Annotated in this window: 19 protein-coding genes, 1 tRNA gene and 1 pseudogene; 10 read left to right on the forward strand and 11 right to left on the reverse strand. The window is 59.6% G+C overall.

The features are described from left to right. Window positions 1-17: 17 nt before the first annotated feature. The 6 genes and pseudogenes from FHU12_RS19195 to lptF all read right to left on the reverse strand — a co-directional run bounded on the left by FHU12_RS19195 (window position 18) and on the right by lptF (window position 5764). Window positions 18-893, reverse strand: a complete 876-nt coding sequence (locus tag FHU12_RS19195; RefSeq protein ID WP_141971217.1) for a phosphorothioated DNA-binding restriction endonuclease — start codon at window positions 891-893, stop codon at window positions 18-20. Between the two features lie 68 nt (window positions 894-961). Then, window positions 962-1373: pseudogene (locus FHU12_RS27300) on the reverse strand (tyrosine-type recombinase/integrase); the annotation flags it as partial. 221 nt (window positions 1374-1594) lie between these two features. Beyond that, window positions 1595-1679, reverse strand: a tRNA-Leu gene (locus FHU12_RS19205). A 1070-nt stretch (window positions 1680-2749) separates the two neighbouring features. Beyond that, the gene (locus FHU12_RS19210) at window positions 2750-3466 is read right to left on the reverse strand and encodes a LuxR family transcriptional regulator (RefSeq protein ID WP_141971219.1); all 717 of its coding nucleotides are present in this window, start codon (window positions 3464-3466) and stop codon (window positions 2750-2752) included. 133 nt (window positions 3467-3599) lie between these two features. Further along, the gene (gene lptG, locus FHU12_RS19215; RefSeq protein ID WP_019453290.1) at window positions 3600-4670 is read right to left on the reverse strand and encodes an LPS export ABC transporter permease LptG; all 1071 of its coding nucleotides are present in this window, start codon (window positions 4668-4670) and stop codon (window positions 3600-3602) included. Then, on the reverse strand, window positions 4670-5764 hold the full coding sequence (gene lptF, locus FHU12_RS19220) for an LPS export ABC transporter permease LptF (RefSeq protein WP_141971221.1): 1095 nt from the start codon (window positions 5762-5764) through the stop codon (window positions 4670-4672). Before lptF ends, lptG begins: the two co-directional genes overlap by 1 nt. A 282-nt stretch (window positions 5765-6046) precedes the next feature. On the opposite strand from lptF, the gene pepA reads away from it, so the two are divergent. The 5 genes from pepA (at window position 6047) to FHU12_RS19245 (ending at window position 13666) form a co-directional block, all read left to right on the forward strand. Next, a complete protein-coding gene (pepA, locus tag FHU12_RS19225) occupies window positions 6047-7558 on the forward strand; it encodes a leucyl aminopeptidase (protein ID WP_033636874.1) in 1512 nt (503 codons plus the stop codon). Window positions 7559-7789: 231 nt separating this feature from the next. Then, complete coding sequence (locus FHU12_RS19230; protein WP_025305119.1) at window positions 7790-8239, forward strand: DNA polymerase III subunit chi; 450 nt, start codon at window positions 7790-7792, stop codon at window positions 8237-8239. Window positions 8240-8251: 12 nt separating this feature from the next. Beyond that, the gene (locus FHU12_RS19235) at window positions 8252-11128 is read left to right on the forward strand and encodes a valine--tRNA ligase (RefSeq protein WP_141971223.1); all 2877 of its coding nucleotides are present in this window, start codon (window positions 8252-8254) and stop codon (window positions 11126-11128) included. Window positions 11129-11328: 200 nt separating this feature from the next. Then, window positions 11329-11832 carry a GNAT family N-acetyltransferase gene (locus FHU12_RS19240; protein ID WP_004933360.1) on the forward strand — a complete coding sequence of 168 codons (504 nt, stop codon included), beginning with the start codon at window positions 11329-11331 and terminating at the stop codon, window positions 11830-11832. Window positions 11833-12058: 226 nt separating this feature from the next. Beyond that, a complete protein-coding gene (locus FHU12_RS19245; protein WP_141971225.1) occupies window positions 12059-13666 on the forward strand; it encodes a GMC family oxidoreductase in 1608 nt (535 codons plus the stop codon). Window positions 13667-13681: 15 nt separating this feature from the next. On the opposite strand, the gene miaE is transcribed toward FHU12_RS19245, so the two are convergent. Next, window positions 13682-14446, reverse strand: a complete 765-nt coding sequence (gene miaE, locus FHU12_RS19250) for a tRNA isopentenyl-2-thiomethyl-A-37 hydroxylase MiaE (RefSeq protein WP_015376459.1) — start codon at window positions 14444-14446, stop codon at window positions 13682-13684. A 52-nt stretch (window positions 14447-14498) separates the two neighbouring features. Then, window positions 14499-14945, reverse strand: a complete 447-nt coding sequence (rraB, locus tag FHU12_RS19255) for a ribonuclease E inhibitor RraB (protein ID WP_141971228.1) — start codon at window positions 14943-14945, stop codon at window positions 14499-14501. Window positions 14946-15107: 162 nt separating this feature from the next. Here rraB and argF point away from each other — a divergent pair, with 162 nt between their 5' ends. From argF to ridA, 5 genes are all read left to right on the forward strand, one after another. Then, a complete protein-coding gene (gene argF / locus FHU12_RS19260) occupies window positions 15108-16127 on the forward strand; it encodes an ornithine carbamoyltransferase (RefSeq protein ID WP_141971230.1) in 1020 nt (339 codons plus the stop codon). A gap of 194 nt (window positions 16128-16321) precedes the next feature. After that, window positions 16322-17890, forward strand: coding sequence for an ABC transporter substrate-binding protein (locus FHU12_RS19265; RefSeq protein WP_141971232.1), 1569 nt, complete (start codon window positions 16322-16324; stop codon window positions 17888-17890). A 424-nt stretch (window positions 17891-18314) separates the two neighbouring features. Continuing rightward, window positions 18315-19250 (forward strand): aspartate carbamoyltransferase, encoded by a 936-nt coding sequence (gene pyrB / locus FHU12_RS19270; RefSeq protein ID WP_141971234.1) that lies wholly within the window; start codon window positions 18315-18317, stop codon window positions 19248-19250. A 12-nt stretch (window positions 19251-19262) separates the two neighbouring features. Continuing rightward, on the forward strand, window positions 19263-19727 hold the full coding sequence (pyrI, locus tag FHU12_RS19275) for an aspartate carbamoyltransferase regulatory subunit (protein ID WP_038879023.1): 465 nt from the start codon (window positions 19263-19265) through the stop codon (window positions 19725-19727). Between the two features lie 157 nt (window positions 19728-19884). Then, window positions 19885-20271 carry a 2-iminobutanoate/2-iminopropanoate deaminase gene (gene ridA / locus FHU12_RS19280; protein WP_004933379.1) on the forward strand — a complete coding sequence of 129 codons (387 nt, stop codon included), beginning with the start codon at window positions 19885-19887 and terminating at the stop codon, window positions 20269-20271. Between the two features lie 47 nt (window positions 20272-20318). Here the strand turns inward: ridA and FHU12_RS19285 are convergent, their stop codons facing one another. From FHU12_RS19285 to FHU12_RS19295, 3 genes are all read right to left on the reverse strand, one after another. Beyond that, a complete protein-coding gene (locus tag FHU12_RS19285; RefSeq protein ID WP_141971236.1) occupies window positions 20319-20585 on the reverse strand; it encodes a hypothetical protein in 267 nt (88 codons plus the stop codon). A 62-nt stretch (window positions 20586-20647) separates the two neighbouring features. Further along, window positions 20648-21226, reverse strand: a complete 579-nt coding sequence (locus tag FHU12_RS19290) for a hypothetical protein (protein WP_047569570.1) — start codon at window positions 21224-21226, stop codon at window positions 20648-20650. Between the two features lie 141 nt (window positions 21227-21367). Next, complete coding sequence (locus FHU12_RS19295) at window positions 21368-23764, reverse strand: family 20 glycosylhydrolase (protein ID WP_141971238.1); 2397 nt, start codon at window positions 23762-23764, stop codon at window positions 21368-21370. Window positions 23765-23773 lie beyond the last annotated feature (9 nt).

Genomic DNA, 23773 nt, shown 5'->3' on the forward strand with positions numbered 1-23773 from the left:
AACACCCCTACCCCAGATCAATACTCTCCTCTGAACACCTCTTTCCTGTGCCATTCCACAAACTGCTCGCCCGGATAATTTTCTTTAACCGGTGGCAACGCAATCGCCTTTCCCGCAAAATCCCAGAACAGCCGCTGTACCACCCCACCACCATTTACCGCGCCGGAAACCATCACACGCATATTTTCATCCAAACCAATCGAACCACGATCAAACGCTTTATGATGGATTGCGCACAATGCCAGGCCATTAGGTACTTCACAAGGCCCATGGTGCTGCTTCCATCTGATATGGGCAGCTTCCAGAGCAATCGGCGCATTATCGTGGCGCATGTTAAAGCCGCAGATAGTGCACTGATAATTGTAAGCACGTAGCACCATCTGGCGGAACTTCGGGTCGCGTTGACGGAGAGAGGTGCGAATATCAAAACCCATTTCGTCAGCGATGTCTTCCTGAATACTCGCCGGGAAATGCGCCTCCAGAAGCTGCTGCGCCAGTGTATCAATTAACCTATGGTTTTTTGCCACCAACGCAAAATTATCGGCATCAAATCCACCCGCGACATTATATTCGATGAGTTCACGTCGGGGAGGCTGGCGGCTACCATTGGTTGAGCACAGTTCCGCGTTTTGTAGTTCCCAGAAGCCATCGCCCTTCAGACGCCAGAACGGCATGTCCGGGCGCTGGTCACGACGCTGCGGTCCATAACGTTCCAGGAGATCCAACAGGGGCTCGTAGATTTCAGAGCCATAGTTAAACAGGCGCTCATGATCCTGCCGATAGTGTGAGAGGACGTGCAGCAGCAATAAAGGCTTATGTGGCGCACGCTGTTCGCCTTTGCGCCAGATAGTGATATTTGATATCGCTTTCTTTAGGGTTTTGTCAGAGGTCATTGCATTGAAGAATCCATGAGCACATGTTTGCGATGATGCTCGCAACTATATGTACATTCAAGGCATTATGAAAGCGGCACCAGATGAGGTGTACGAATTTTTGATCCCGGTGAGAATGTCTCACGCCAAATATAGGCTCTCGTTCAGAAGGGGTCATCCACATTGACGTTTCAAAATCTATCCCTGACCAGCGAGCCAAACGCAGCTCACTGGAACGAATAAAGATAAGTAGAGTGAGTTACGCAGCCCAGCGGTAAGTGGTCTACCAGTATAACCATTTATTTTCTTTAATAACTCAGGGATGTACTTTAGCTCCAAAGCCGAACGACATTGTCTATTTCCAGAAGCAACTGCCCCTATCCTCTTCTGCGCAGGATTATAATCAACCAGTCCGCTCTGCACTATATAACGCATAATAGCTGTGGCACGCTGTTGAAGCCAGGCTGCAACTTCAAGACGTTCAGACATTTCTATGGCCTTATACAGACTTTGATCTCTGTTAACGCCTGCTTATGTCCCCCGTTGGTACAAACATTATCGAACCGGGATATGCCTCCAGTTGTACCCGCACCAGTAAGTTGATGCAGATTGAGTCAGAATTGAGTTAGGTTGAGTGAAAAGGCGAGGAAAGCCTTGCAGATACTGGATTCCAGGCACAAAAAAACCACCTTTCGGTGGCTTCTTGTTCGCGCGGTACTTAATGGTGCCGAAGGCCGGACTCGAACCGGCACGTATCTCTACGGTTGATTTTGAATCAACTGCGTCTACCGATTTCGCCACTTCGGCACTGAAGTAGTATGCGGAAAACGGGTGAATTATACCTTCCCGCGACCAGCACGCAACACTTATCCGTTGTTCAATGAGTTAAGTGTCGAAAAAACCGCCGCAGCGCGCGTTTATCCGACCCACCTTTCCGCTGTGCACCCTTCACAACCACGTTGATGATGAGCATCAGGCTATTGCAGAGAGCATCGGGAGCTCCGTCACCACACTCAAGCGATACCGTCCGATTCCAGGTTCCACGCTTCATAGAACAATGATGGCTCATGTGCCGAACGTCACTCCCTCCCACTAGCCAGAACCACTCGCCCAGCTAGCGAAACAGGTTCAGAAACCCGTCAAGCTGAAGGTCACACCCGCCCCCCCCCATCCCCACTGTCTCACACAGCCCCTATCAAAAATCAAATAATCCCCAGCCGCAATGGCAATGCTGCAAATAATTGCGTACCCATGTGTCAGCCAATAAAGAATGAGGTTGCGCAACATTTCGAGAACACTATTTTTTCATTGATGAATATCAGGCAGGAAATAAAAAAATCGGAATGGCGCTCTCAAAGGCGAAAGAGTAATTCTATTAGATGGTTTTTATCTTAAATCACCATAAAATAGCGTACAGACCTAACAAAATGGCTAGTTAATGCCTAAAAAGCAGCTGAGATCGCTTGCCTCTGCGGAGTTAATAGCTTTAAGATGAGGTAAGAAAATTTTCCCTGGTGTTGGCCAATATTGGCAACCTGGCCCTACGCGGTCAGGTTTTTTTTTGTATTTTTATCAAAAAATTACCGGGAAAGTGTATCGCCTTACGGGGTGAGAAACCAGTTAGACTAAAGTACAGTCCCTTACTAGACCTTTATCAGTTCAAGCTGGTGATTATTTCAAAGCACAGAGGTCGGGACCCGCACTTTATTACGTCCTTCACTTGAAGCGCCATGCGGCCCAATCAATACCGATTAACGTCCGTCATTTCCTGAATCGAAAGACGCTGTTCTCTAGCCGATATTTTCTCCCTTTAGACGTATCCCGCTGATGAGTTCTGCGCAGTCGTTGCCTCAGTATTCCACGGGCTAGCTAGCCCGTCACTCCACCGGCTTAATCAGCCGCAGCTCCATCCCCAGGCGCACGGCATGTCGGGCATTCGTGACCCCCAACTTTTTGACGACGTTGGACATATGAAACTTGATGGTGCCGGTCTTTATGCCCAGGATCATCGCCGTTTCCTGGTAGGTTTTACCCACGCTGGCCCAATAGAGGATCTCGTTTTCCCTGTCGGTAAAGCGGGCGTTACGCTCCAGCGCTGCGGCGTTTTTTGCTGACAGTGGGGACAGCGCCAGATAGGACTCATGGATTGAGGCCAGCAATACCGAAATATCGCCTTTACGATCGGTGAGCGCCTGGATGGCTTCTGCTCTCTGCTCAAGGTTGAAGGCAAAGGAAAGCGTGACGAGATTGTCGTTGTAATCGTGCAGCACGAAGGTATAGCCGTGCGTTACGCCAAACTCGCGGGCCTGTTCGAACAGTTCGGGAAAGTGCAGCCCCGCGTCGGCCATGATTTGCTCGTCCCAGGCGAACGGGGTCAGGCGGTTGCGGGCGGTAAGCACCACCGGATCAATGTACTGCAATCCCTGCTCTTGATACTTTTTTACCCATTCACTCGGGTAGTTGGTGACGCCAAAGATGCAGGCAATGTCTTTTTTGGATAACACCACATACGCCCACAGAAGATCGCCCAACTCTCCTAGTGCCGCTTCCAGGCGCTTGCCGATGATATTGCTGAGATTATATTCGTCTTCCATTGGCTGCCCTCCCTCTCCCTGCATTGCCGCTGAAGTGACTATAGCACGACAAAAACCGCGGGCGGGGGGATGCCGCACCCACAAAAAAGGCGCGGCCCCGCGGCCACGCCTTTCTTCACTACCGATCGCCCCGCTACTTGCGTTTGAGCAGCATATACACGCTGATCAGCAGGAACAGCATGCTCGGCAGCAGTGCGCCCAGCACCGGCGGCATGCTGTAGACCATGCTCAGCGGACCGAAGATCTGATCCAGCACGTAGAACAGGAAGCCGAAGCTGATGCCGGTCACCACGCGGATACCCATCGGCACGCTGCGCAGCGGGCCGAAGATGAACGACAGCGCCATCAGCATCATCACCGCCACCGACAGCGGCGAGAAGATTTTGCTCCACATGTTGAGCTGGTAACGGTTGGATTCCTGGCCGCTCTGCTTCAGGTACTTCACGTAGTTGTGCAGCCCGCTGATGGAGAGCGAATCCGGATCCAGCGCCACCACGCCCAGCTTGTCCGGGGTCAGGTTGGTTTTCCATTCGCCGGTCAGCGTCTGGGTGCCGGTTACCTGTTTCGGGTTGGTCAGATCCGAGGTGTCCACCTGCGAAAGCTGCCACAGGCCGTTCTCGAAGCTGGCGGTAGCGGCATAGCGCACCGTCTCCAGGCGACGTTGGTCGTTGAAGTGGTAGATGTTCACGCCGGAGAGTTCTTTATCGCCGGAGACGCGCTCGATGTAGATGAAGTCGTTGCCGTCCTTCGCCCACAGCCCGCTCTTGGTGGAGAGCAGCGAGCCGCCGTACATCTGCTGGGCGCGGTAGTTACGCGCCATCTGCTCGCCCTGCGGCGCCACCCATTCGCCGATCGCCATGGTCAGCAGCACCAGCGGAATGGCGGTTTTCATCACCGAGCCGGCGATCTGCAGGCGGGTGAAGCCGGAAGCCTGCATCACCACCAGTTCGCTGCGCGTCGCCAGCTGGCCCAGGCCGAGCAGCGCGCCAAGCAGCGCCGCCATCGGGAAGAAGATCTCGATGTCTTTCGGCACGCTCAGCAGGGTGTACATGCCGGCGCTCAGCGCGGTGTATTCGCCCTGGCCGACCTTGCGCAGCTGATCGACGAACTTGATGATGCCGGACAGCGACACCAGCATGAACAGCGTCATGATGATGGTGTTGAAAATCGTTTTGCCGATATACCGGTCTAATACGCCAAACATCAGGCCGCTCCTCTCAGGCGTGCGCGCAGCTTGCGCATCGGCACGGTATCCCACAGGTTCAGCGCCAGCGCGATCGCCAAGTAAACGCCGTTAACCAGCCACAGCCACAGCATCGGATCCAGCTTGCCCTTGCCGGCGTTGGAGCGCAGCGAGGTCTGCAGCAGGAAGAAGATCAGATACAGCAGGATGGCCGGCAGCATGCTCAGCACGCGGCCCTGGCGCGGGTTTACCACGCTGAGCGGCACCACCAGCAGCGCCATCAGCGCCACCGACACCACCAGCGTCAGGCGCCAGTGCAGCTCGGCGCGCGCGTCAGGATCGTCGGATTCCCACAGCGTCTGCATCGACATCTGTTCGGATTCCGTGTTGTCCGCCACCACGGTGCGGTGGCCAATCACCGCCTTGTAGTCAGTGAAGTCGGTAATGCGGAAGTCGCGCAGCAGCGCGGTGCCTTCAAAGCGGGTGCCCTTGTCGAGCGTCACCACCTGTGAGCCGTCTTTCTGCTGCACGATGTTGCCGTGCTCGGCCACCACCACCGACGGGCGTTGGTTGCCGTTCGGCCGCAGCTGCGCCAGGAACACGTCGTTGAAGGTGCTGCCCTTCACGTTGCCGATAAACAGCACCGCGTTGCCGTCCTGCGAGGGTTTGAACTGCCCTTCCGCCAGCCCGGCGATGCTCGGGTTGGCCTTGGCTTCGTTCACCACCACGTCCTGATAGCGCGAGGCCCAGGGGCCGGCCCAAAACACGTTCACCGCCGCGACCGCAGAGGTGAGCAGCGCCAGGATCATGGCGGCGATAATCAGGGTGCGTTTGCCCAGCCCGCAGGCGTGCATAACGGTGATTTCGCTCTCGGTATACAACCGCCCAAGCGTCATCAGCAAGCCGAGAAACAGGCTCAAAGGCAGGATGAGCTGCGCCATTTTCGGCACGCCCAACGCGAGCAGGGAGAGTACTAAGTTTGTCGGGATATTGCCGTCCACCGCGTCGCCCAACACCCTGACCAAATTCTGACAAAAGAAGATCAGAAGCAGGATGAACAGGATGGCGATTTGGCTCTTGAGCGTTTCCCGTACCAGATATCTTATGATGATCACGCTTATTACGCCTGTGAAAACTTGTCTTTTTGCAGGAAAATCGATAATTTCATCGTTAATCCGCCATTTATTCTCATCATATGGCAACCTTCACAGCTAAAATAGTATTACAACATCAAGCCGTTTGGGTGTCCTATAGGAACTTGCTTATAGTCGCCAAAACAGAGCAATTTATGCCGTTCAGGTTAACATAATCCGTTAACTCAAATGGCAGGAGATCGTTACGGAGTCGGTTATTCTAGCCGTAGCGTCCGCCTTTGTCTTTAAGATTCAGGAGAGTGCATGGAGTTCAGTGTAAAAAGCGGTAGCCCGGAAAAACAGCGCAGTGCCTGTATTGTAGTCGGCGTTTTCGAACCGCGCCGCCTGTCCCCTATCGCAGAACAACTCGACAAAATCAGTGATGGTTATATCAGCGCATTGCTGCGCCGTGGCGAACTGGAAGGCAAGGTCGGGCAGACGCTGCTACTGCACCATGTGCCCAACATTCTCTCCGAGCGCATCCTGCTGATCGGCTGCGGCAAAGAGCGCGAGCTCGATGAGCGCCAATACAAGCAGGTGATCCAGAAAACCATCAATACCCTCAACGACACCGGCTCGATGGAAGCGGTCTGCTTCCTGACCGAGCTGCACGTGAAAGGCCGCAACACCTACTGGAAAGTGCGTCAGGCGGTAGAAACCGCCAAAGAGACGCTCTACACCTTCGATCAGCTGAAAAGCAACAAGGTGGAGCCGCGCCGTCCGCTGCGCAAAATGGTGTTCAACGTGCCGACCCGCCGTGAGCTCACCAGCGGCGAGCGCGCGATTCAACACGGTCTGGCGGTGGCTTCCGGCATCAAGGCGGCCAAAGATCTCGGCAACATGCCGCCGAACATCTGTAACGCCGGCTACCTGGCCTCGCAGGCCCGCCAGTTGGCGGACGCCTTCAGCACCCACATCACCACCCGCGTCATCGGCGAACAGCAGATGAAAGAGCTGGGCATGAACGCCTATCTGGCGGTCGGCGCCGGTTCGCAGAACGAATCATTGATGTCGGTGATGGAATATAAGGGCAACCCAAATCCGGACGCTAAGCCGATCGTGCTGGTAGGCAAAGGGCTGACCTTCGACTCCGGCGGCATCTCGATCAAACCGGCCGACGGCATGGACGAGATGAAATACGACATGTGCGGCGCGGCGACCGTGTACGGCGTGATGCGCGTGGTGGCGGAGCTGAACCTGCCGCTGAACGTGATCGGCGTGCTGGCCGGCTGTGAAAACATGCCGGGCGGCCGGGCATACCGTCCGGGCGACGTGCTGACCACCATGTCCGGCCAGACCGTCGAGGTGCTCAACACCGACGCCGAAGGCCGTCTGGTGCTGTGCGACACCCTGACCTACGTCGAGCGCTTCGAGCCGGAGCTGGTGATCGACATCGCCACCCTGACCGGCGCCTGCGTGATCGCCTTGGGCCACCACATCACCGGCCTGATGTCGAACCACAATCCGCTGGCGCACGAGCTGCTGGGCGCTTCCGAGCAGGCCGGCGACCGCGCCTGGCGCCTGCCGATGGCCGACGAGTACTACGAGCAGCTGGACTCCAACTTCGCCGATATGGCAAACATCGGTGGCCGCCCTGGCGGCGCCATCACCGCTGCCTGCTTCCTGTCGCGCTTCACCCGCAAGTACACCTGGGCGCACCTGGATATCGCCGGCACCGCCTGGCGTTCCGGTAAAGCCAAGGGCGCGACCGGCCGCCCGGTGGCGCTGCTGTCGCAGTTCCTATTGAACCGTGCAGGTCTGAACGGCGACGATTAAATACCCTTCATCTTTCAAGCCGCAGCGTTGTTGGCCGCATTCGTTCACCCCAGTCACTGACTTGATGTCAGCTCCTGGGGATGAACGAACTTGCCGCCTAGCTGCAACTTGAAATCTATTGGGTATATAATCCTCTCAGCAGCGAAGGGGTAGAGTTATCTGCTCCGTTCCCAAAAAGGGCGCAACCTACATGTTGTGCCCTGTTTTTTTATCGGCAGCGGTGGATCCTTAATGAAACAGGCGACGTTTTATTTGCTCGACAACGCGGAACCGTCTGGTGCGCTCAGCGCCCATGAGGCCGTGGCCTGCGCCGTTGCCGCCAGCGGCTTCCGTTCCGGCAAGCGGGTGCTGATCGCCTGCGAGAGCCAGGAGCAGGCCCAGCGGCTGGACGAAGCGCTGTGGCAGCGCGAGCCGCATGAATTTGTGCCGCACAACCTGGCCGGCGAAGGGCCGCACTACGGCGCGCCGGTGGAACTGTGCTGGCCCGGCAAGCGCGGCAACGCCCCGCGCGATCTGCTGATCGCCCTGCTGCCGCAGTTTGCCGATTTTGCTACCGCTTTCCATGAAGTGGTAGACTTCGTTCCTTACGAAGACACTCTGAAACAGTTGGCGCGCGACCGTTACAAGGCCTATCGCAGCGTCGGCTTCCATTTGACCACGGCTACGCCGCCAACTCACTGAATACGATAAAGAATGGAAAAGACAAACAGTCAGCTCGACACCGCATACGACCCAAAACAGATCGAACAGAAGCTGTACGATCACTGGGAGAATCAGGGTTACTTCAAGCCGAACGGCGACACCAGCCAGGAAAGCTTCTGCATCATGATCCCGCCGCCGAACGTCACCGGCAGCCTGCACATGGGCCACGCGTTCCAGCAGACCATCATGGACACCATGATTCGCTATCAGCGCATGCAGGGTAAAAACACCCTGTGGCAGGCGGGCACCGACCACGCCGGCATCGCCACCCAGATGGTGGTGGAGCGCAAGATCGCCGCGGAAGAAGGCAAAACCCGCCACGACTACGGCCGTGACGCGTTCATCGACAAAATCTGGCAGTGGAAGGCGGAATCCGGCGGCACCATCACCCGCCAGATGCGCCGTCTGGGCAACTCCGTGGACTGGGAGCGCGAGCGCTTCACCATGGACGAAGGCCTGTCGAACGCGGTGCGCGAAGTGTTTGTCCGTCTGCACAAAGAAGACCTGATCTACCGCGGCAAGCGTCTGGTGAACTGGGATCCGAAACTGCGCACCGCCATCTCCGATCTGGAAGTGGAAAACCGCGAATCCAAAGGTTCCATGTGGCACCTGCGCTACCCGCTGGCCGACGGCGCGAAAACCGCCGAGGGCAATGACTATCTGGTGGTCGCCACCACCCGTCCGGAAACCGTGCTGGGCGATACCGGTGTGGCGGTCAACCCGGAAGATCCGCGCTATAAAGATCTGATCGGCAAAGAGATCATTCTGCCGCTGGTCGGCCGCCGCATCCGCATCGTCGGCGACGAACACGCCGATATGGAAAAAGGCACCGGCTGCGTGAAGATCACCCCGGCGCACGATTTCAACGACTACGAAGTCGGCAAACGCCACGGCCTGCCGATGATCAACATTCTGACCTTCGACGGCGACATCCGTCAGGAAGCGGAAGTGTTCAACACCCTGGGCGAAGTCTGCACCGACTACTGCAGCGAGATCCCGGCCGAGTTCCGCGGCCTGGAGCGCTTCGCGGCGCGTAAAGCGGTGGTTGCCGCCTTCGATCAGTTGGGCCTGCTGGACGAGATCAAACCGCACGACCTGACGGTGCCTTACGGCGACCGCGGCGGCGTGGTGATCGAGCCGATGCTGACCGATCAATGGTACGTGCGCACCGCGCCGCTGGCCAAAGTGGCGGTGGAAGCGGTCGAACAGGGCGACATCCAGTTCGTGCCGAAGCAGTACGAAAACATGTACTTCAGCTGGATGCGCGACATTCAGGACTGGTGCATCTCGCGTCAGCTGTGGTGGGGCCACCGCATCCCGGCCTGGTACGACGTGAACGGCAAAGTCTACGTGGGCCGCAGCGAAGAAGAAGTGCGCAGCGAGAACAACCTGGGCGCCGACGTGGTGCTGACCCAGGACGAAGACGTGCTGGACACCTGGTTCTCGTCCGGCCTGTGGACCTTCTCTACCCTGGGCTGGCCGGAGCAGACCGAGGCGCTGAAAACCTTCCACCCGACCAGCGTGATGGTCAGCGGCTTCGACATCATCTTCTTCTGGATCGCGCGCATGATCATGCTGACCATGCACTTCATCAAGGATGAAAACGGCAAGCCGCAGGTGCCGTTCAAGACCGTCTACATGACCGGCCTGATCCGTGACGACGAAGGCCAGAAGATGTCCAAGTCCAAAGGCAACGTGATCGACCCGCTGGACATGGTCGACGGCATCTCGCTGGAAGATCTGCTGGAAAAACGCACCGGCAACATGATGCAGCCGCAGCTGGCGGAGAAAATCCGCAAGCGTACCGAGAAGCAGTTCCCGAACGGCATCGAGCCGCACGGCACCGACGCCCTGCGCTTCACCCTGGCGGCACTGGCCTCGACCGGCCGCGACATCAACTGGGACATGAAGCGCCTGGAAGGCTACCGCAACTTCTGTAACAAGCTGTGGAACGCCAGCCGCTTCGTGCTGATGAACACCGAAGCGCACGACTGCGGCTTCAACGGCGGCGAGAAAGTGCTGTCGCTGGCGGATCGCTGGATCCTGGCCGAATTCAACCGCACGGTGAAAGCCTACCGCGAAGCGCTGGATACCTACCGCTTCGATCTGGCGGCCAACATCCTGTACGAATTCACCTGGAACCAGTTCTGCGACTGGTATCTGGAGCTGACCAAGCCGGTGGTGAGCAACGGCAGCGAAGCGGAACAGCGCGGCACCCGCCACACGCTGATCACCGTGCTGGAAGCGCTGCTGCGCCTGGCGCACCCGATCATTCCGTTCATCACCGAAACCATCTGGCAGCGCGTGAAGCCGCTGACCGGCACGACCGCAGACACCATCATGCTGCAGCCGTTCCCGGCCTACGACGCCGCGCTGGAAGACGAGCAGGCGCTGAACGATCTGGAGTGGATCAAGCAAACCATCATCGCCGTGCGCAACATCCGCGCCGAGATGAACATCGCGCCAAGCAAAGCGCTCGACGTGCTGCTGCGCAACTGCAGCGCCGACGCCCAGCGCCGCGTGCAGGAGAACCAAAGCTTTATCGCCCGTCTGGCGCGCCTGGAATCCATCGCGCTGCTGCCTGCCGGTGAGAAAGGCCCGGTCTCCGTCACCAAGCTGGTGGACGGCGCCGAGCTGCTGATCCCGATGGCCGGTTTCATCGACAAGGACGCCGAGATCGCGCGTCTGGCCAAAGAGATGGGCAAACTGGATGCGGAAATCGCTTCGATCGAAGGCAAGCTGGCGAACGAAGGCTTCGTGGCGCGCGCGCCGGAGGCGGTGGTCGCCAAAGAGCGCGATCGTCTGGCGGCCTGCAAAGAAGGCAAAGTGAAGCTGCAGGAACAGCAGGCGACCATCGCCGCGCTGTAATCCACCGGCTCACGCCAACGCCTGAAAAACAGCGGGGTCTTCCCCGCTGTTTTTTTATCGCCGTTGCATCCGGGCCGGGTTAGATGTTATTACAAGATATTACTGCTGCAGGGACGCCGCCGGGAAATAATCCCCGGCGCGTTTCGTGCTGCGATAAAAACGAAAAACGAACGTGGTCTCTTTCAATGGCGAGTGTAAACATGACAACAGCAACCCCGGCGCGCCTGCTGGTGCGCCCCATCACGGCGGAAGATAATCCCGCCATTGCTCACGTCATTCGCGAAGTCTCCGCCGAGCACGGCCTGACGGCGGATAAAGGCTATACCGTCTCCGATCCCAATCTGGACGCCCTGTATCAGCTCTACAGCCTGCCGCGCAGCGCTTACTGGGTGATCGAGGTGGACGGCCAGGTCGCCGGCGGCGGCGGCATCGCGCCGCTGCAGGGCGGCGCAGACGATATTTGCGAATTGCAGAAGATGTATTTCCTACCGGTGTTGCGCGGCAAGGGATTGGCGAAACGCCTGGCGCTGCAGGCGCTGGATTTCGCCCGCCAGCACGGCTTCCGCTGTTGTTACCTCGAGACCACCGCCAGCCTGACGCAGGCCGTTGCGCTGTACGAACATCTGGGCTTCGAACACATCGACCACGCAATGGGCGCCACCGGCCACGTCGATTGCGAAGTCACCATGCTGAAAACGCTGTAATCGTCCCCCGTCTCTCTATCATGGCGCAGCGTGCTGCGCCATTTTATTAATATCGCAATCAATCAGTAAAACTCGCTATAACGCCGTTTTTCAAGCAGATAAACTGACGTTAAAAACCATGATGTAAATTTAATGTGAAGTTCGTTAATAAATTAACGATCGCAAATTGACCGCTTTTTCCCCCGCGTTACTCTGCCAGTATCCCAATCGCGCACGGAGAGCTGTCATGTCGGAAAATACCTTTGATTACATCATCGTCGGCGCCGGATCCGCCGGCTGCGTGCTGGCGGCGCAGCTGATCCGCCGCACCCAGGCGCGGGTGCTGCTGCTGGAAGCCGGCGGCGACGACAATAACCTGTTCATCAAGATGCCGGCCGGGGTGGCCAAGATCATCGCCAAAAAGAGCTGGCCCTACGAGACGGAACCGGAACCTCATGCCAATAACCGCCGCATGCAAATCGCGCAGGGCAAGGTGCTGGGCGGCAGCAGCTCGGTCAACGGCATGATCTACCTGCGCGGCCAGCCGCAGGACTACGATGACTGGGCCGAACGCTACGGCTGCACCGGCTGGAGCTACCGGGAGGTGCTGCCCTACTTCAAACGCGCCGAGGCCAACGAAAGCCTGTCCGACGACTACCACGGCGCCGACGGGCTGCTGCCGGTCAGCGAAAACCGCTATCGCCACCCGCTCAGCATGGCGTTTATCCGCGCCGGCCAGGAGTTGAACCTGCCCTATCGCAACGACTTCAACGGCGACAGCCAGCACGGCGTCGGTTTCTACCAAACCACCACCCACAACGGCGAACGTGCCAGCACCGCCCGCACCTACCTGAAGGCGGTGCGTGACGAACGGCGGCTGGTGGTGAAACTGAACGCCTTGGCGCACCGGCTGACCTTTGAGGGCAACATCGCCACCGGCGTGGTCTACAGCCAGAACGGCGGCGCGGAAGTCACCGCGCGCGCCACCAAAGAGGTGATCGTCAGCGCCGGCGCGGTCGGTTCGCCGAAGCTGCTGATGCTGTCCGGCATCGGCCCGCGCGACCACCTGCAGCAACTGGGCATTGAGGTGCGGGCGGATCTGCCGGTGGGTAAAAACTTCCACGACCACCTGCACATGTCGATCAACGTCAGCACCCGCGAGCCGATCAGCCTGTTCGGCGCCGACCGCGGCCTGCAGGCGCTGAGCCACGGCGCGCAGTGGCTGGCGTTTCGCAGCGGGGTGCTCTCGTCCAACGTGCTGGAAGGCGCCGCCTTCACCGACAGCCAGGGCGACGGCCGGCCGGACGTGCAGATCCACTTCCTGCCGCTGCTGGACAGCTGGGACGACGTGCCCGGCGAGCCGCTGCCGAACATTCACGGCTTCACGCTCAAGGTCGGCTACCTGCAGCCGAAGGCGCGCGGCGAAGTGCAGCTGCGCAGCAGCAACCCGCGCGATCCGGTCAAGCTGCACGCCAACTACCTCGGCCACCCGGACGATCTGGCCGGCAGCGTGCGCGCGGTGAAGTTCGGGCTGGACTTCCTGCAAACCGCGGCGCTGAAGCCGCTGATCAAAGATCTGCTGATGCCGCAGCCGGAGTGGACGCGCGACGAGGCGCAGCTGGAAGAGTTCGTGCGCAACTTCTGCAAGACGGTGTATCACCCGGTGGGCAGCTGCCGCATGGGGCCGTCGCCGCAGGACGCGGTGACCGATCCGCAGCTGCGGGTGCACGGTTTTGAACAGCTGCGGGTGATCGACTGCTCGGTGATGCCGCAGCTCACCAGCGGCAACACCAATGCGCCGACCATCATGCTGGCGGAAAAGGCGGTGGATCTGTTGCTGGGCGCGCCGCAGTAGGGGCGCCCCTCAACCTCAGGCGGCGGCGGGCACGCCGCTGTGGAAGCGCAGCTCGCTGTCCGGCGACAGGATCAGTTCAGCTTCGAGGCGGCCGAAATGCGCCACCCGTTCGCTGATGTCGCCGCCGGCTATCTGCTCGGCCAGCGTCAGGTAGTCCTGATAGTGGCGCGCTTCGGATCGCAGCAGCGAGACGTAAAAGCGGTTCAGCTCGTCGTCCAGGTGCGGCGCCAGTTTGGCGAAGCGCTCGCAGGATCGCGCTTCGATGTAAGCACCGCAGATCAGTTTGTCGATCAGCGTCGCCGGATCGTGGGTGCGGATCTCGCGGATCATCCCCTTAGCGTAGCGGCTGGCGGTGATCTTGCGATACGGGATCCCGCGCGCCTGCATGATCTCCAGCACCTGCGAGAAGTGGTGCAACTCTTCCTTGATCAACAGCACCATGCGATCCGCCAGATCCTGGCCGTAGGCCGAGCCGTTTTTCGGCAGGATCTTGCGGGTAAACTGGCCCTGGCGGAACAGCGTGTCCGGCGCGCCCTGCGCCTCGTGCAGAAACGCCTCATAGGGCCGCAGCAGCGCCAACAGCGCGTCGCCGCTCTCTTTGTCCGCCACGTAGCGGCGGATCAGCCACATGCCGGTCTGCGCGGCTTTCAGCTCGCACACCAGGTGGTCGGTCAGCAACAGCTGCAGGTTTTCCGGACGGCGCGCGGCATCGATCCAGGCGTCAGGAGTTTCACAGTGCAGGAAGCTTAAAATCGGGGCTAACAGGGATTGGTATGTCATGGCGTTTATCAGGGGCCGGCGAGAGCCGGCCCAGGTGAATAAGCGGGGTTAATCAGTGGCGTTTGCCGTCGTCGTCTTCGTCGATGTAGTCGCCGTCTTCGTCGATGTAGTCGCCGTCTTCGTCATCCTCACCGTCTTCACCGTTCGGATCTTCAAAGTAGGTGCCCCAGCCGTCGTAGTTGACGCCGCAGCGTTCCGCCAGCGCCACCAGCTGCTCTACCTGGGCGTCAATCAGCTCGGCGTTCAGGCCGACTTCGCTGATCACGTCGCAGCACATCACCAGCGAACCGTCTTCCACTTCCAGCTCTTCGGCGTCGGTCACTTCGTAGCCCAGCTTGAAGGCTTCAACGGCGGCCTGCTCCAGAACCTCAAATTTCTCGGCGGACAGATGGTGCTCGATGGTGTAGAGCGCGTCCGGATCGCTGCCGTCTTCCAGCAGTTCTTCGATGATCAGGCGGGTCTCTTCACGTTGTTCTTCCAGCAATTCGCGGTTTGCCATGCCTATATCCTCAAGTCAAATGGCCTTCATTCCTTCTATTTTCACACACCGCCGACGTTGCTTCCACGATAAACGTGAAAGATTTCCATGCTGGGGTTGAAATTGAATATTCATACATATAAAGTGAATTTTAATTCAATTACACAATCAGGGAATCGGACTATGAGCACCGGCAATGCGTTCTACCAACGTCACTTTCTGAGGTTAATGGATTTCACCCCCGCCGAACTGCAGGCGCTGCTGAAACTGGCGGCCGATCTGAAACAGGCCAAAAAGCTGGGGCAGGAACAGCGCCGGCTGCAGGGCAAAAACATTGCGCTCATCTTCGAAAAAGACTCGACCCGTACGCGATGCTCTTTCGAAGTTGCCGCATTCGATCAGGGCGCACAGGTGACCTATCTCGGCCCAAGCGGCAGCCAGATCGGCCATAAAGAGTCGATGAAAGACACCGCCCGGGTGCTGGGCCGCCTGTACGACGGTATTCAGTATCGCGGCTACGGCCAGGCGCTGGTGGAAACCCTGGCGCAACACGCCGGCGTGCCGGTGTGGAACGGCCTGACCGACGAGTTCCACCCTACTCAGCTGTTGGCGGATCTGCTCACCGTGCAAGAGCATCTGCCGGGCAAGGCGCTGAGCGAAGTGAAGCTGGCGTACATCGGCGACGCGCGCAACAACATGGGCAACACGCTGCTGGAAGCCGCCGCGCTGGCGGGCATGGATCTGCGGCTGGTGGCACCGAAGGCCTGCTGGCCGCAGCCGGAGCTGGTGGCCGAGTGCCAGGCACTGGCACAGCAAACCGGCGCGAAACTCACCCTGACCGAAGACATCGCCGAAGGGGTGCAAGACGCCGACTTCCTCTACACCGACGTCTGGGTCTCGATGGGCGAACCGAAAGAGACCTGGCAGGAGCGTATCGCGCTGCTACGGCCATATCAGGTCAACATGGCGATGCTGAAGCTGACCGGCAACCCGAACGTGAAGTTCCTGCACTGCCTGCCGGCGTTCCACGACGACCAAACTACGCTCGGCAAGCAGATGGCGCAGCAGTACGACCTGCACGGCGGCATGGAAGTGACCGACGAGGTGTTCGAATCGGCGCACAGTGTGGTGTTCGATCAGGCGGAAAACCGGCTGCACACCATCAAGGCGGTACTGGTCGCCACGCTGAGCGAAACCCTCTGATTGTCCCCCCTCCGCCCTGGCGCCCCCGGCCAGGGCGGCTAATATATTCCTGGAATATCAAATAGCGGATTGGCCTTTGCCCGCCGCCGGCAAAGGTTCTACCGTGACAGGCCGACGGCGCCCGCGCCATAAAAACCAACGATAACAAACCGTTCTCAGCGCCGCCTGGCGGCGCCTTCGGGGGATACACACCGATGAAAACCAAACTCTTGCCGCTGTTCCTGCTCGCCGCCCTACCCGCCGCCGCGTTAGCCGCCACGCCGCCGAATACGCTGGTGGTGGTGCAATCGCTGGATGACATCGTCAGCCTCGATCCGGCGGAAGCCAACGAACTATCCAGCATCCAGACGGTGCCCAGCCTGTACCAGCGCTTGGTGCAGGCGGATCGCGACGATCCGGCCAAGGTGGCGCCGGTGCTGGCGGAAAGCTGGCAGAGCGATGCGGCGGCCAAAACGCTGACGGTGAAACTGCGGCCGCAGGCGACGTTTGCCTCCGGCAACCCGCTGACCGCCGACGACGTGATCTTTTCCTACAGCCGCGCGGTCAAAATGAACAAATCGCCGGCGTTCATCCTCAACGTGCTCGGCTGGCAGCCGGACAACATTGACGCACAGCTGAAGAAGATTGACGAACATACCGTGCAGCTGCGCTGGACGGCGGACGTCAGCCCGGCGGTGGCGCTGAATATCCTCTCGACGCCGATCGCCTCGATCGTCGACAGCAAGGCGGCGCTGGCCAATGTCAAAGACGGCGACTTCGGCAACGCCTGGCTGAAGATGCACTCCGCCGGCAGCGGCCCGTTCAAGATGCGCGTCTATCAGCCGCATCAGGCGATCGTGCTGGACGCCAACCCCACCTCGCCGGGCGACAAGCCGCAGCTGAAAAACATCATCATTAAAAACGTGCCGGATCCGGCCACCCGCCGCCTGCTGATCCAGCAGGGCGACGCCGATATCGCCCGCGAACTGGGCGCCGATCAGACCGACACGCTGAAAAACCAGCCGGGCGTCAAGGTGCTGGAGATCCCGTCCGCCGAGCAAAACTACCTGGTGTTCAACACCGGCAACGGCGCCAATCCGCTGCTGAACAACCCGGCCTTCTGGGAAGCGGCGCGCTATCTGGTGGATTATCAGGGCATCACCCAGGATCTGCTGAAGGGCCAATACTTCGTGCACCAGAGCTTCCTGCCGGTCGGGCTGCCGGGCGCGCTGGAGACCAACCCGTTCAGCTATGATCCGGCCAAGGCGAAAGCCATCCTGGCCAAGGCGGGCATCACCCACGCCGCCTTTACGCTGGACGTAGAGAACAAACCGCCGTTCATCACCATCGCGCAGGCGCTGCAGGGCAGCTTCGCCGCCGCCGGCGTGAAGGTCGAGCTGCTGCCGGCCGCGGGTAGCCAGGTTTACTCCCGCGTGCGCACCAGGCAGCATCAGGCGGCGATCCGCCTGTGGATCCCGGATTACTTCGACGCCCACTCCAACGCCAGCGCCTTCGCCTACAACGACGGCAAGAGCAGCACGGTGGCCGGGCTGAACGGCTGGCAGATTCCGCAGTTGAATAAGCAGACGCTGGCGGCGCTGGCCGAAGCCGATCCGGCCAAGCGCCGCGCGCTGTACACCGCCATGCAGCAGGAGCTGCAGCGCAGTTCGCCGTACGTGTTTATCGATCAGGCCAAAACCGAAGTGGTGCTGCGCGACAACGTCAAAGGCTACCAGCAGGGGCTGAACGCCGACATGGTCTACTACGATCGCGTCAGCAAATAGCCCGCGGACGGCCATCGCCGGCCAATCGATTGCGGGGCGGCAAAAAACGGCGTTTTAACGCTTGCAGTGGCGAAAAGCGCGAGTATAATGCGCCACAATTTGCCAGGAGAAAGCATGAAAAACGACGTTTGTTTTGTTAGCCGCAATCGACAAAACCGACTGCCTATCGGCGGCCAGCTGCCGTTGTTTCTCCTGTTGCTAAACCGATCGTTTCAAGCCCCTCATTGAGGGGCTTTTTTTTGCCTTAAAAAATTATGCCCGAAAGATTTCGGGGCGCAGCCAGGCGGCAACCGCTGGAGTCCCCAGGAGCTTAGACAACTAAGTTACTGGGGTGACGGCGGGCAGCCAACGCCGCTGCGGCTTGAAAGATAAAGGGCATACCCAAAGTCCCGCGCCACGGGCACGCGTCGAGGAGGAGTGAAAAATGGCCAACCCGCTGTATCACAAACACATCATCTCTATTAACGATCTCAGCCGCGAGGATCTGGAGCTGGTGCTGCGCACCGCCGCCGGTCTGAAAGCCAACCCGCAGCCGGAACTGTTGAAACACAAGGTGATCGCCAGCTGCTTCTTTGAAGCCTCGACCCGTACCCGCCTGTCGTTCGAAACCTCGATGCACCGCCTCGGCGCCTCGGTGGTGGGCTTCGCCGACGGCAGCAACACCTCGCTCGGCAAGAAAGGCGAAACCCTGGCCGATACCATCTCGGTGATCAGCACCTACGTGGACGCCATCGTGATGCGCCACCCGCAGGAAGGCGCGGCGCGCATGGCCGCTGAATTCTCCGGCAATGTGCCGGTGCTCAACGCCGGCGACGGCGCCAACCAGCACCCGACCCAGACCCTGCTGGATCTGTTCACCATCCAGGAAACCCAGGGCCGCCTGAGCAACCTCAGCATCGCCATGGTCGGCGACCTGAAGTACGGCCGTACCGTACACTCGCTCACCCAGGCGCTGGCCAAGTTCGAAGGCAACCGCTTCTACTTCATCGCCCCGGACGCGCTGGCGATGCCGGCCTACATCCTGAAAATGCTGGAAGAGAAAGGCATCGAGTACAGCCTGCACAGCAGCATTGAAGAAGTGGTGCCGGAGCTGGATATTCTCTACATGACCCGGGTGCAGAAAGAGCGCCTCGATCCGTCCGAGTATGCCAACGTGAAGGCGCAGTTCGTCCTGCGCGCTGCGGATCTGGCCGGCGCGCGCGCCAACCTCAAGGTGCTGCACCCGCTGCCGCGCATCGACGAGATCGCCACCGACGTGGATAAAACGCCGTACGCTTACTACTTCCAGCAGGCGGGCAACGGCATCTTCGCCCGCCAGGCGCTGCTGGCGCTGGTGCTCAACGCAGATTTGGATCTTTAAGGGGGAACCGCCATGACTCACGACAACAAACTGCAGGTCGAAGCGATCAAATGCGGCACGGTGATCGACCACATTCCGGCGCAGATCGGTTTCAAACTGCTGACGCTGTTCAAGCTGACCGCCACCGACCAGCGCATCACCATTGGCCTGAACCTGCCCTCCAACGAGCTGGGCCGCAAGGATCTGATCAAGATCGAGAACACCTTCCTGACCGAGCAGCAGGCCAACCAGCTGGCGATGTACGCGCCGAAGGCCACGGTAAACCGCATCGATAACTATGAAGTGGTGCGCAAACTGACCCTCAGCCTGCCGGACCACATCGACGGCGTGCTGACCTGCCCGAACAGCAACTGCATCAGCCGCAGCGAGCCGGTGGCGTCGAGCTTCAGCGTGAAGCCGCGCGACGGCGAAGTGCACCTGAAGTGCCGCTACTGCGAAAAAGAGTTCGAGCATCAGGTGGTGCTGCAGGCCGACTGAATTCTGCCCCTTTAGCGGGAGCGGCGCTGTTAATCTGCGCGCCACTCCCTATAATGGATGCCTGAAAATAACTCTACCCACGTTGCTACCCACCGAATTTTACGCTGCGGCCGACCGCGCGGCGGCGTGAAAGACAACGGGTCTATCAGGAGAAAACATGTCACGTAACATCAGCACTGAACTCGCCCCGGCAGCCATTGGTCCTTATGTGCAGGGCGTTGATCTGGGCAGCATGATCATCACTTCCGGCCAGATCCCGGTCGATCCGAAAACCGGCGCCGTCGCCGACGACGTGGCCGCTCAGGCGCGCCAGTCGCTGGAAAACGTCAAAGCGATCGTCGAAGCCGCCGGCCTGATCGTTGCCGACATCGTGAAAACCACCGTGTTCGTGAAAGACCTGAACGACTTCGCCACCGTCAATGCCGCGTACGAAGCCTTCTTCACCGAGCACAGCGCGCCGTTCCCGGCCCGTTCTTGCGTAGAAGTGGCGCGTCTGCCGAAAGACGTGAAGATCGAAATCGAAGCCATCGCCGTGCGTCGTTAATCGACACACACGCGAATCACGGCCAGTGCAGACTGGCCGTTTTTACATTACTTGAATGCTGGGCGCCGACGGACACAGCCCAGAGTTTCAGCAGCCGGAGAGGATGAAGCGTTAACCTGTTTAACCGCCTGTTTTAAAACGGCGATAACCTCTTCTCGCGAAGCCGAAATCGATTTGCCGCGAGGCGTTATGCGGTCAATCTGTTCAGATGTATAGGTGTTCACTGCATCTACACCTTCCATGCCGAATTTATACACCTTCAGCTCATAAGAGGCAGGTTGTGTTACCTGACGTTTTGTTGACTTTATCACCATGCGAACCTCCTGTGACCCTACCGGCATTTCGCCATTATTGCGCAAATTTCACCCACCTTCAATTATGAGGCCGGCGGCGAAAAACCTTCCTGGAACCACAGGAAAAGCGCCTCAGCGTCTCGATAAAGTATCTGTTTGAGCCCCCCGGTGAGGTCGACAAAATGATGATGATTTATATAATAATCAGCCAACTCCGTATTAATCGGCGATATTAAGCGCAAACCTGCGCATGCGGTATCCACCATAAAGAGCACGGCGACATAGAGCGCAAAACGTAGCGTATTTCCATCAAGGCTCGAGTCTCTAATACGAAAATTCTGCAGCATCTCAATATTTAACATCGCCAGATGCTCGCCTGCAGCCGGACAAAACCGGCAGAGACAGGCGCCTGCCGGCCGGTCATCGATGCCCTGTATCTTAAAGCTAAACATAAAGCCGTCAGGATCGCCCAACGCGGCGCCATTCAACGCCCAGGGAATACGGCGCTCTTCGGGTTGTTGGCGAGCTAACGCAACGCACCACTCAAAATCTTCAGCATTCATCATTTGCACCCGGACGCCATACCCGGCCTCAGCAAAGAGGTCATTGGTTGCAGCCAGTGCGCCTTCTCCAATCAATCGGACATTAAAAACATGCGGCATTATCAATCCCTTGAATGCGTAAACCGTATTGAATGAACAAATCGGGCTGGATTTTACAACCAGCCCGTCGTTTCTGCTCTTTCAACCACATCGCAATGTCGAGATATGGAATACGCCCCGCAGTTTCTTCGCCACCTCTCCTTACGGCGCCATTTGCATCCCCCGCAGCAGCGCCTCCAGCGGGTACACCGCCGCAATCACCACTTCGTCGCGCGTCTGCGCCGCCGCATCCAGCTGGCGCTGCGCTTGCTCGGCCTCGGCCCGGCTCAGCGGTTTGCCCTGCTGATGGCGATCCAGCAGCGTTAAGCCCAGCGAGGCCAAGGCACCGACGTCCTGCGCTACCGGCGCCAGATCCCGCAACGTGCGGTTGCCCGCGATCGCCGTTTGCAACGCCGTGCCATTCGCCTGCCAGCGCTGCAGCCGTTCGCGCAGCGCCTGCGCCGCCGCCTTATCGCGCTTATCCTTCAACAAGGCCGCGACCTGCGCATGCATGTCGCGCACCGCGCCGCTCTCCGGCGGCAGCGCATCGGCAAAGCGGTTCAGCGGTTCGAACTGGTGATAGTTGCCGGCCTGGAACTTCAGGTGCTGGCGGGTGTAATACTGCGCCGGCTCCACCGCCTCGGCCAGGATCTGCAGCGGCAGGATCTGCACGCTGTTGCTCAGCCGGGTGAATTCGCGCGCCGTTTCCGCGTGCTGCTGCAGGCCGACCGATACCACCGACCAGGCATCGATCGCCGCCAGCCGCCGGTACATGTTGCTCTCGTCGGTGACATCCTGCGCCGACCACAGCCGCTCGGCCACCGCGAAGGCGCGCGGCCACAGCTTGAGATCGATCAGCGGCGCACGGACGTTTTCCGCCCACAGCGCCGCTTCACCGCCGAGAATGTTGGCCTGTCCCTTCTCGTCCGGCACCACCGGCATCTTGCCCGCCGGCGCCGCCGCCAGCTTGTCGCCGCGGGTGGGGTAACGCACGTTGCCGATCAACGTATAGCCGCTGAGCTTGTCCTGCTGCAGCGTGAACATCGGCCGCGTGTCGCCCATCCAGGTATCGACGCGGAACGTCACCTGCTGCGGCGTGCGCCAGACGATGTCATGCACCGCGCGGCGCGATTTGCCGTTGAAATCGATAAAGCCGCGCCAGCCCTGCTTGCCCTCGATCAGCGTGAAGCTGCCCTCCACCGCGCTGCCCTTCAGGCGCGGCATGCTGAAACGCCAGCTTTGCGCCTGTTCGCCGGGTTGCACCGCCGTCTCGACCCCCAGCGGCTGCGGCAGAATTTCATTGCGGTAGTGATAGGCAGTGCTTTGCGGCTGATCGAGGTAGAAACCGGTGGAAAGAATGCCCTGATAGCCGTCCTGCGCGCTGGCGCCCAGCGAGTCTTGCCCCTGCCAGGACTGAATGACGATCGAGCGCGGCAGCGACGGATGGTAGATCTCATCCCAGCCGACCATCTGCCGCTGGTGTTTCTCGAGGATCTTTTCCAGCTTCTGGTTGAAGTAGGCCTGCAGCGCATGGGTATCCGCCAGCCCGTTCTTCTGCATAAACGCCTGAATCGACGGCGACGCCCGCCACTGGCTGGCGTCAACTTCGTCGCCGCCGATGTGCAGATAAGGATCGGGGAAGATCGCCGCCAGCTCGCCGACGATCGTGTCGACAAACTGATACACCTCGTCGCGAGTCGGATCGAGCGTCGGCTTATGCACGCCCCACTCGCGCTCCATGCGATACGGCCCCGGCGCGCTCATCAGGTCGGGATAGGCCACCGCGATGCTGGAGGCGTGCCCCGGCATGTCGATCTCCGGCACCACGCGAATGCCGCGCGCCGTGGCGTAAGCTACCACCTGCCGCATCTGCTCGCGGGTGTAGAACTGGCCGTCGCTGGCCTGCTGTTGCAGTTTGGGGTAATGCTCGGAGGCAAAGCGCCAGCCCTGATCGTCGGTCAGGTGCCAGTGGAACACGTTAAGCTTGGCCGCCGCCATGCCGTCGAGCTGGCGCAAAATGTCCGGCAGCGGCAGGAAATGGCGCGCCGAATCCAGCAGCACACCGCGCCACGGAAAACGCGGCACGTCGCGGATATCCACCAGCGGCAGGAAGGTGTTTTGCCCGTCGGTCTGCAGCAGCTGCAGCAGGGTTTCCATGCCGCGCAGCGCGCCGAAGCGGGTGTTGGCGGTCAGCGTGGCACCCTGCGGCGTGACCGCCAGCCGGTAACTCTCGTCGCTGCCCGGCAGCGGCTGCGCCGCCACCCGGTCTTTAATCATCACCCTGATCGTCGCGCCGCCCTTCGCTTCACCCGCCGGCGCCAGCGTCCAGCCGGTCTGCAGTTCGATGCGCTGGCGCCAGCGCGGCAGCGCGTCGCCCAAGTCGTCACCCTGCAGCGTCAGGGACAAGCGGTGATCCAGCACCAGCTTGCCCGCCGGTTGCGTCACGTCCACCTGCTGCGGCCAGGGCATCAGCGGCAGATCGCCCGCCGGCTGCGCCAGCGCGCCGCAAGAAAACCATAACGATGAAGCCAGTAGCGTATAACGGAAAGGTCTGTGCATCGGAAATTC

It is taken from the genome of Serratia marcescens (assembly GCF_006715005.1).
GTDB classification, from domain to species: Bacteria; Pseudomonadota; Gammaproteobacteria; order Enterobacterales; family Enterobacteriaceae; genus Serratia; species Serratia montpellierensis.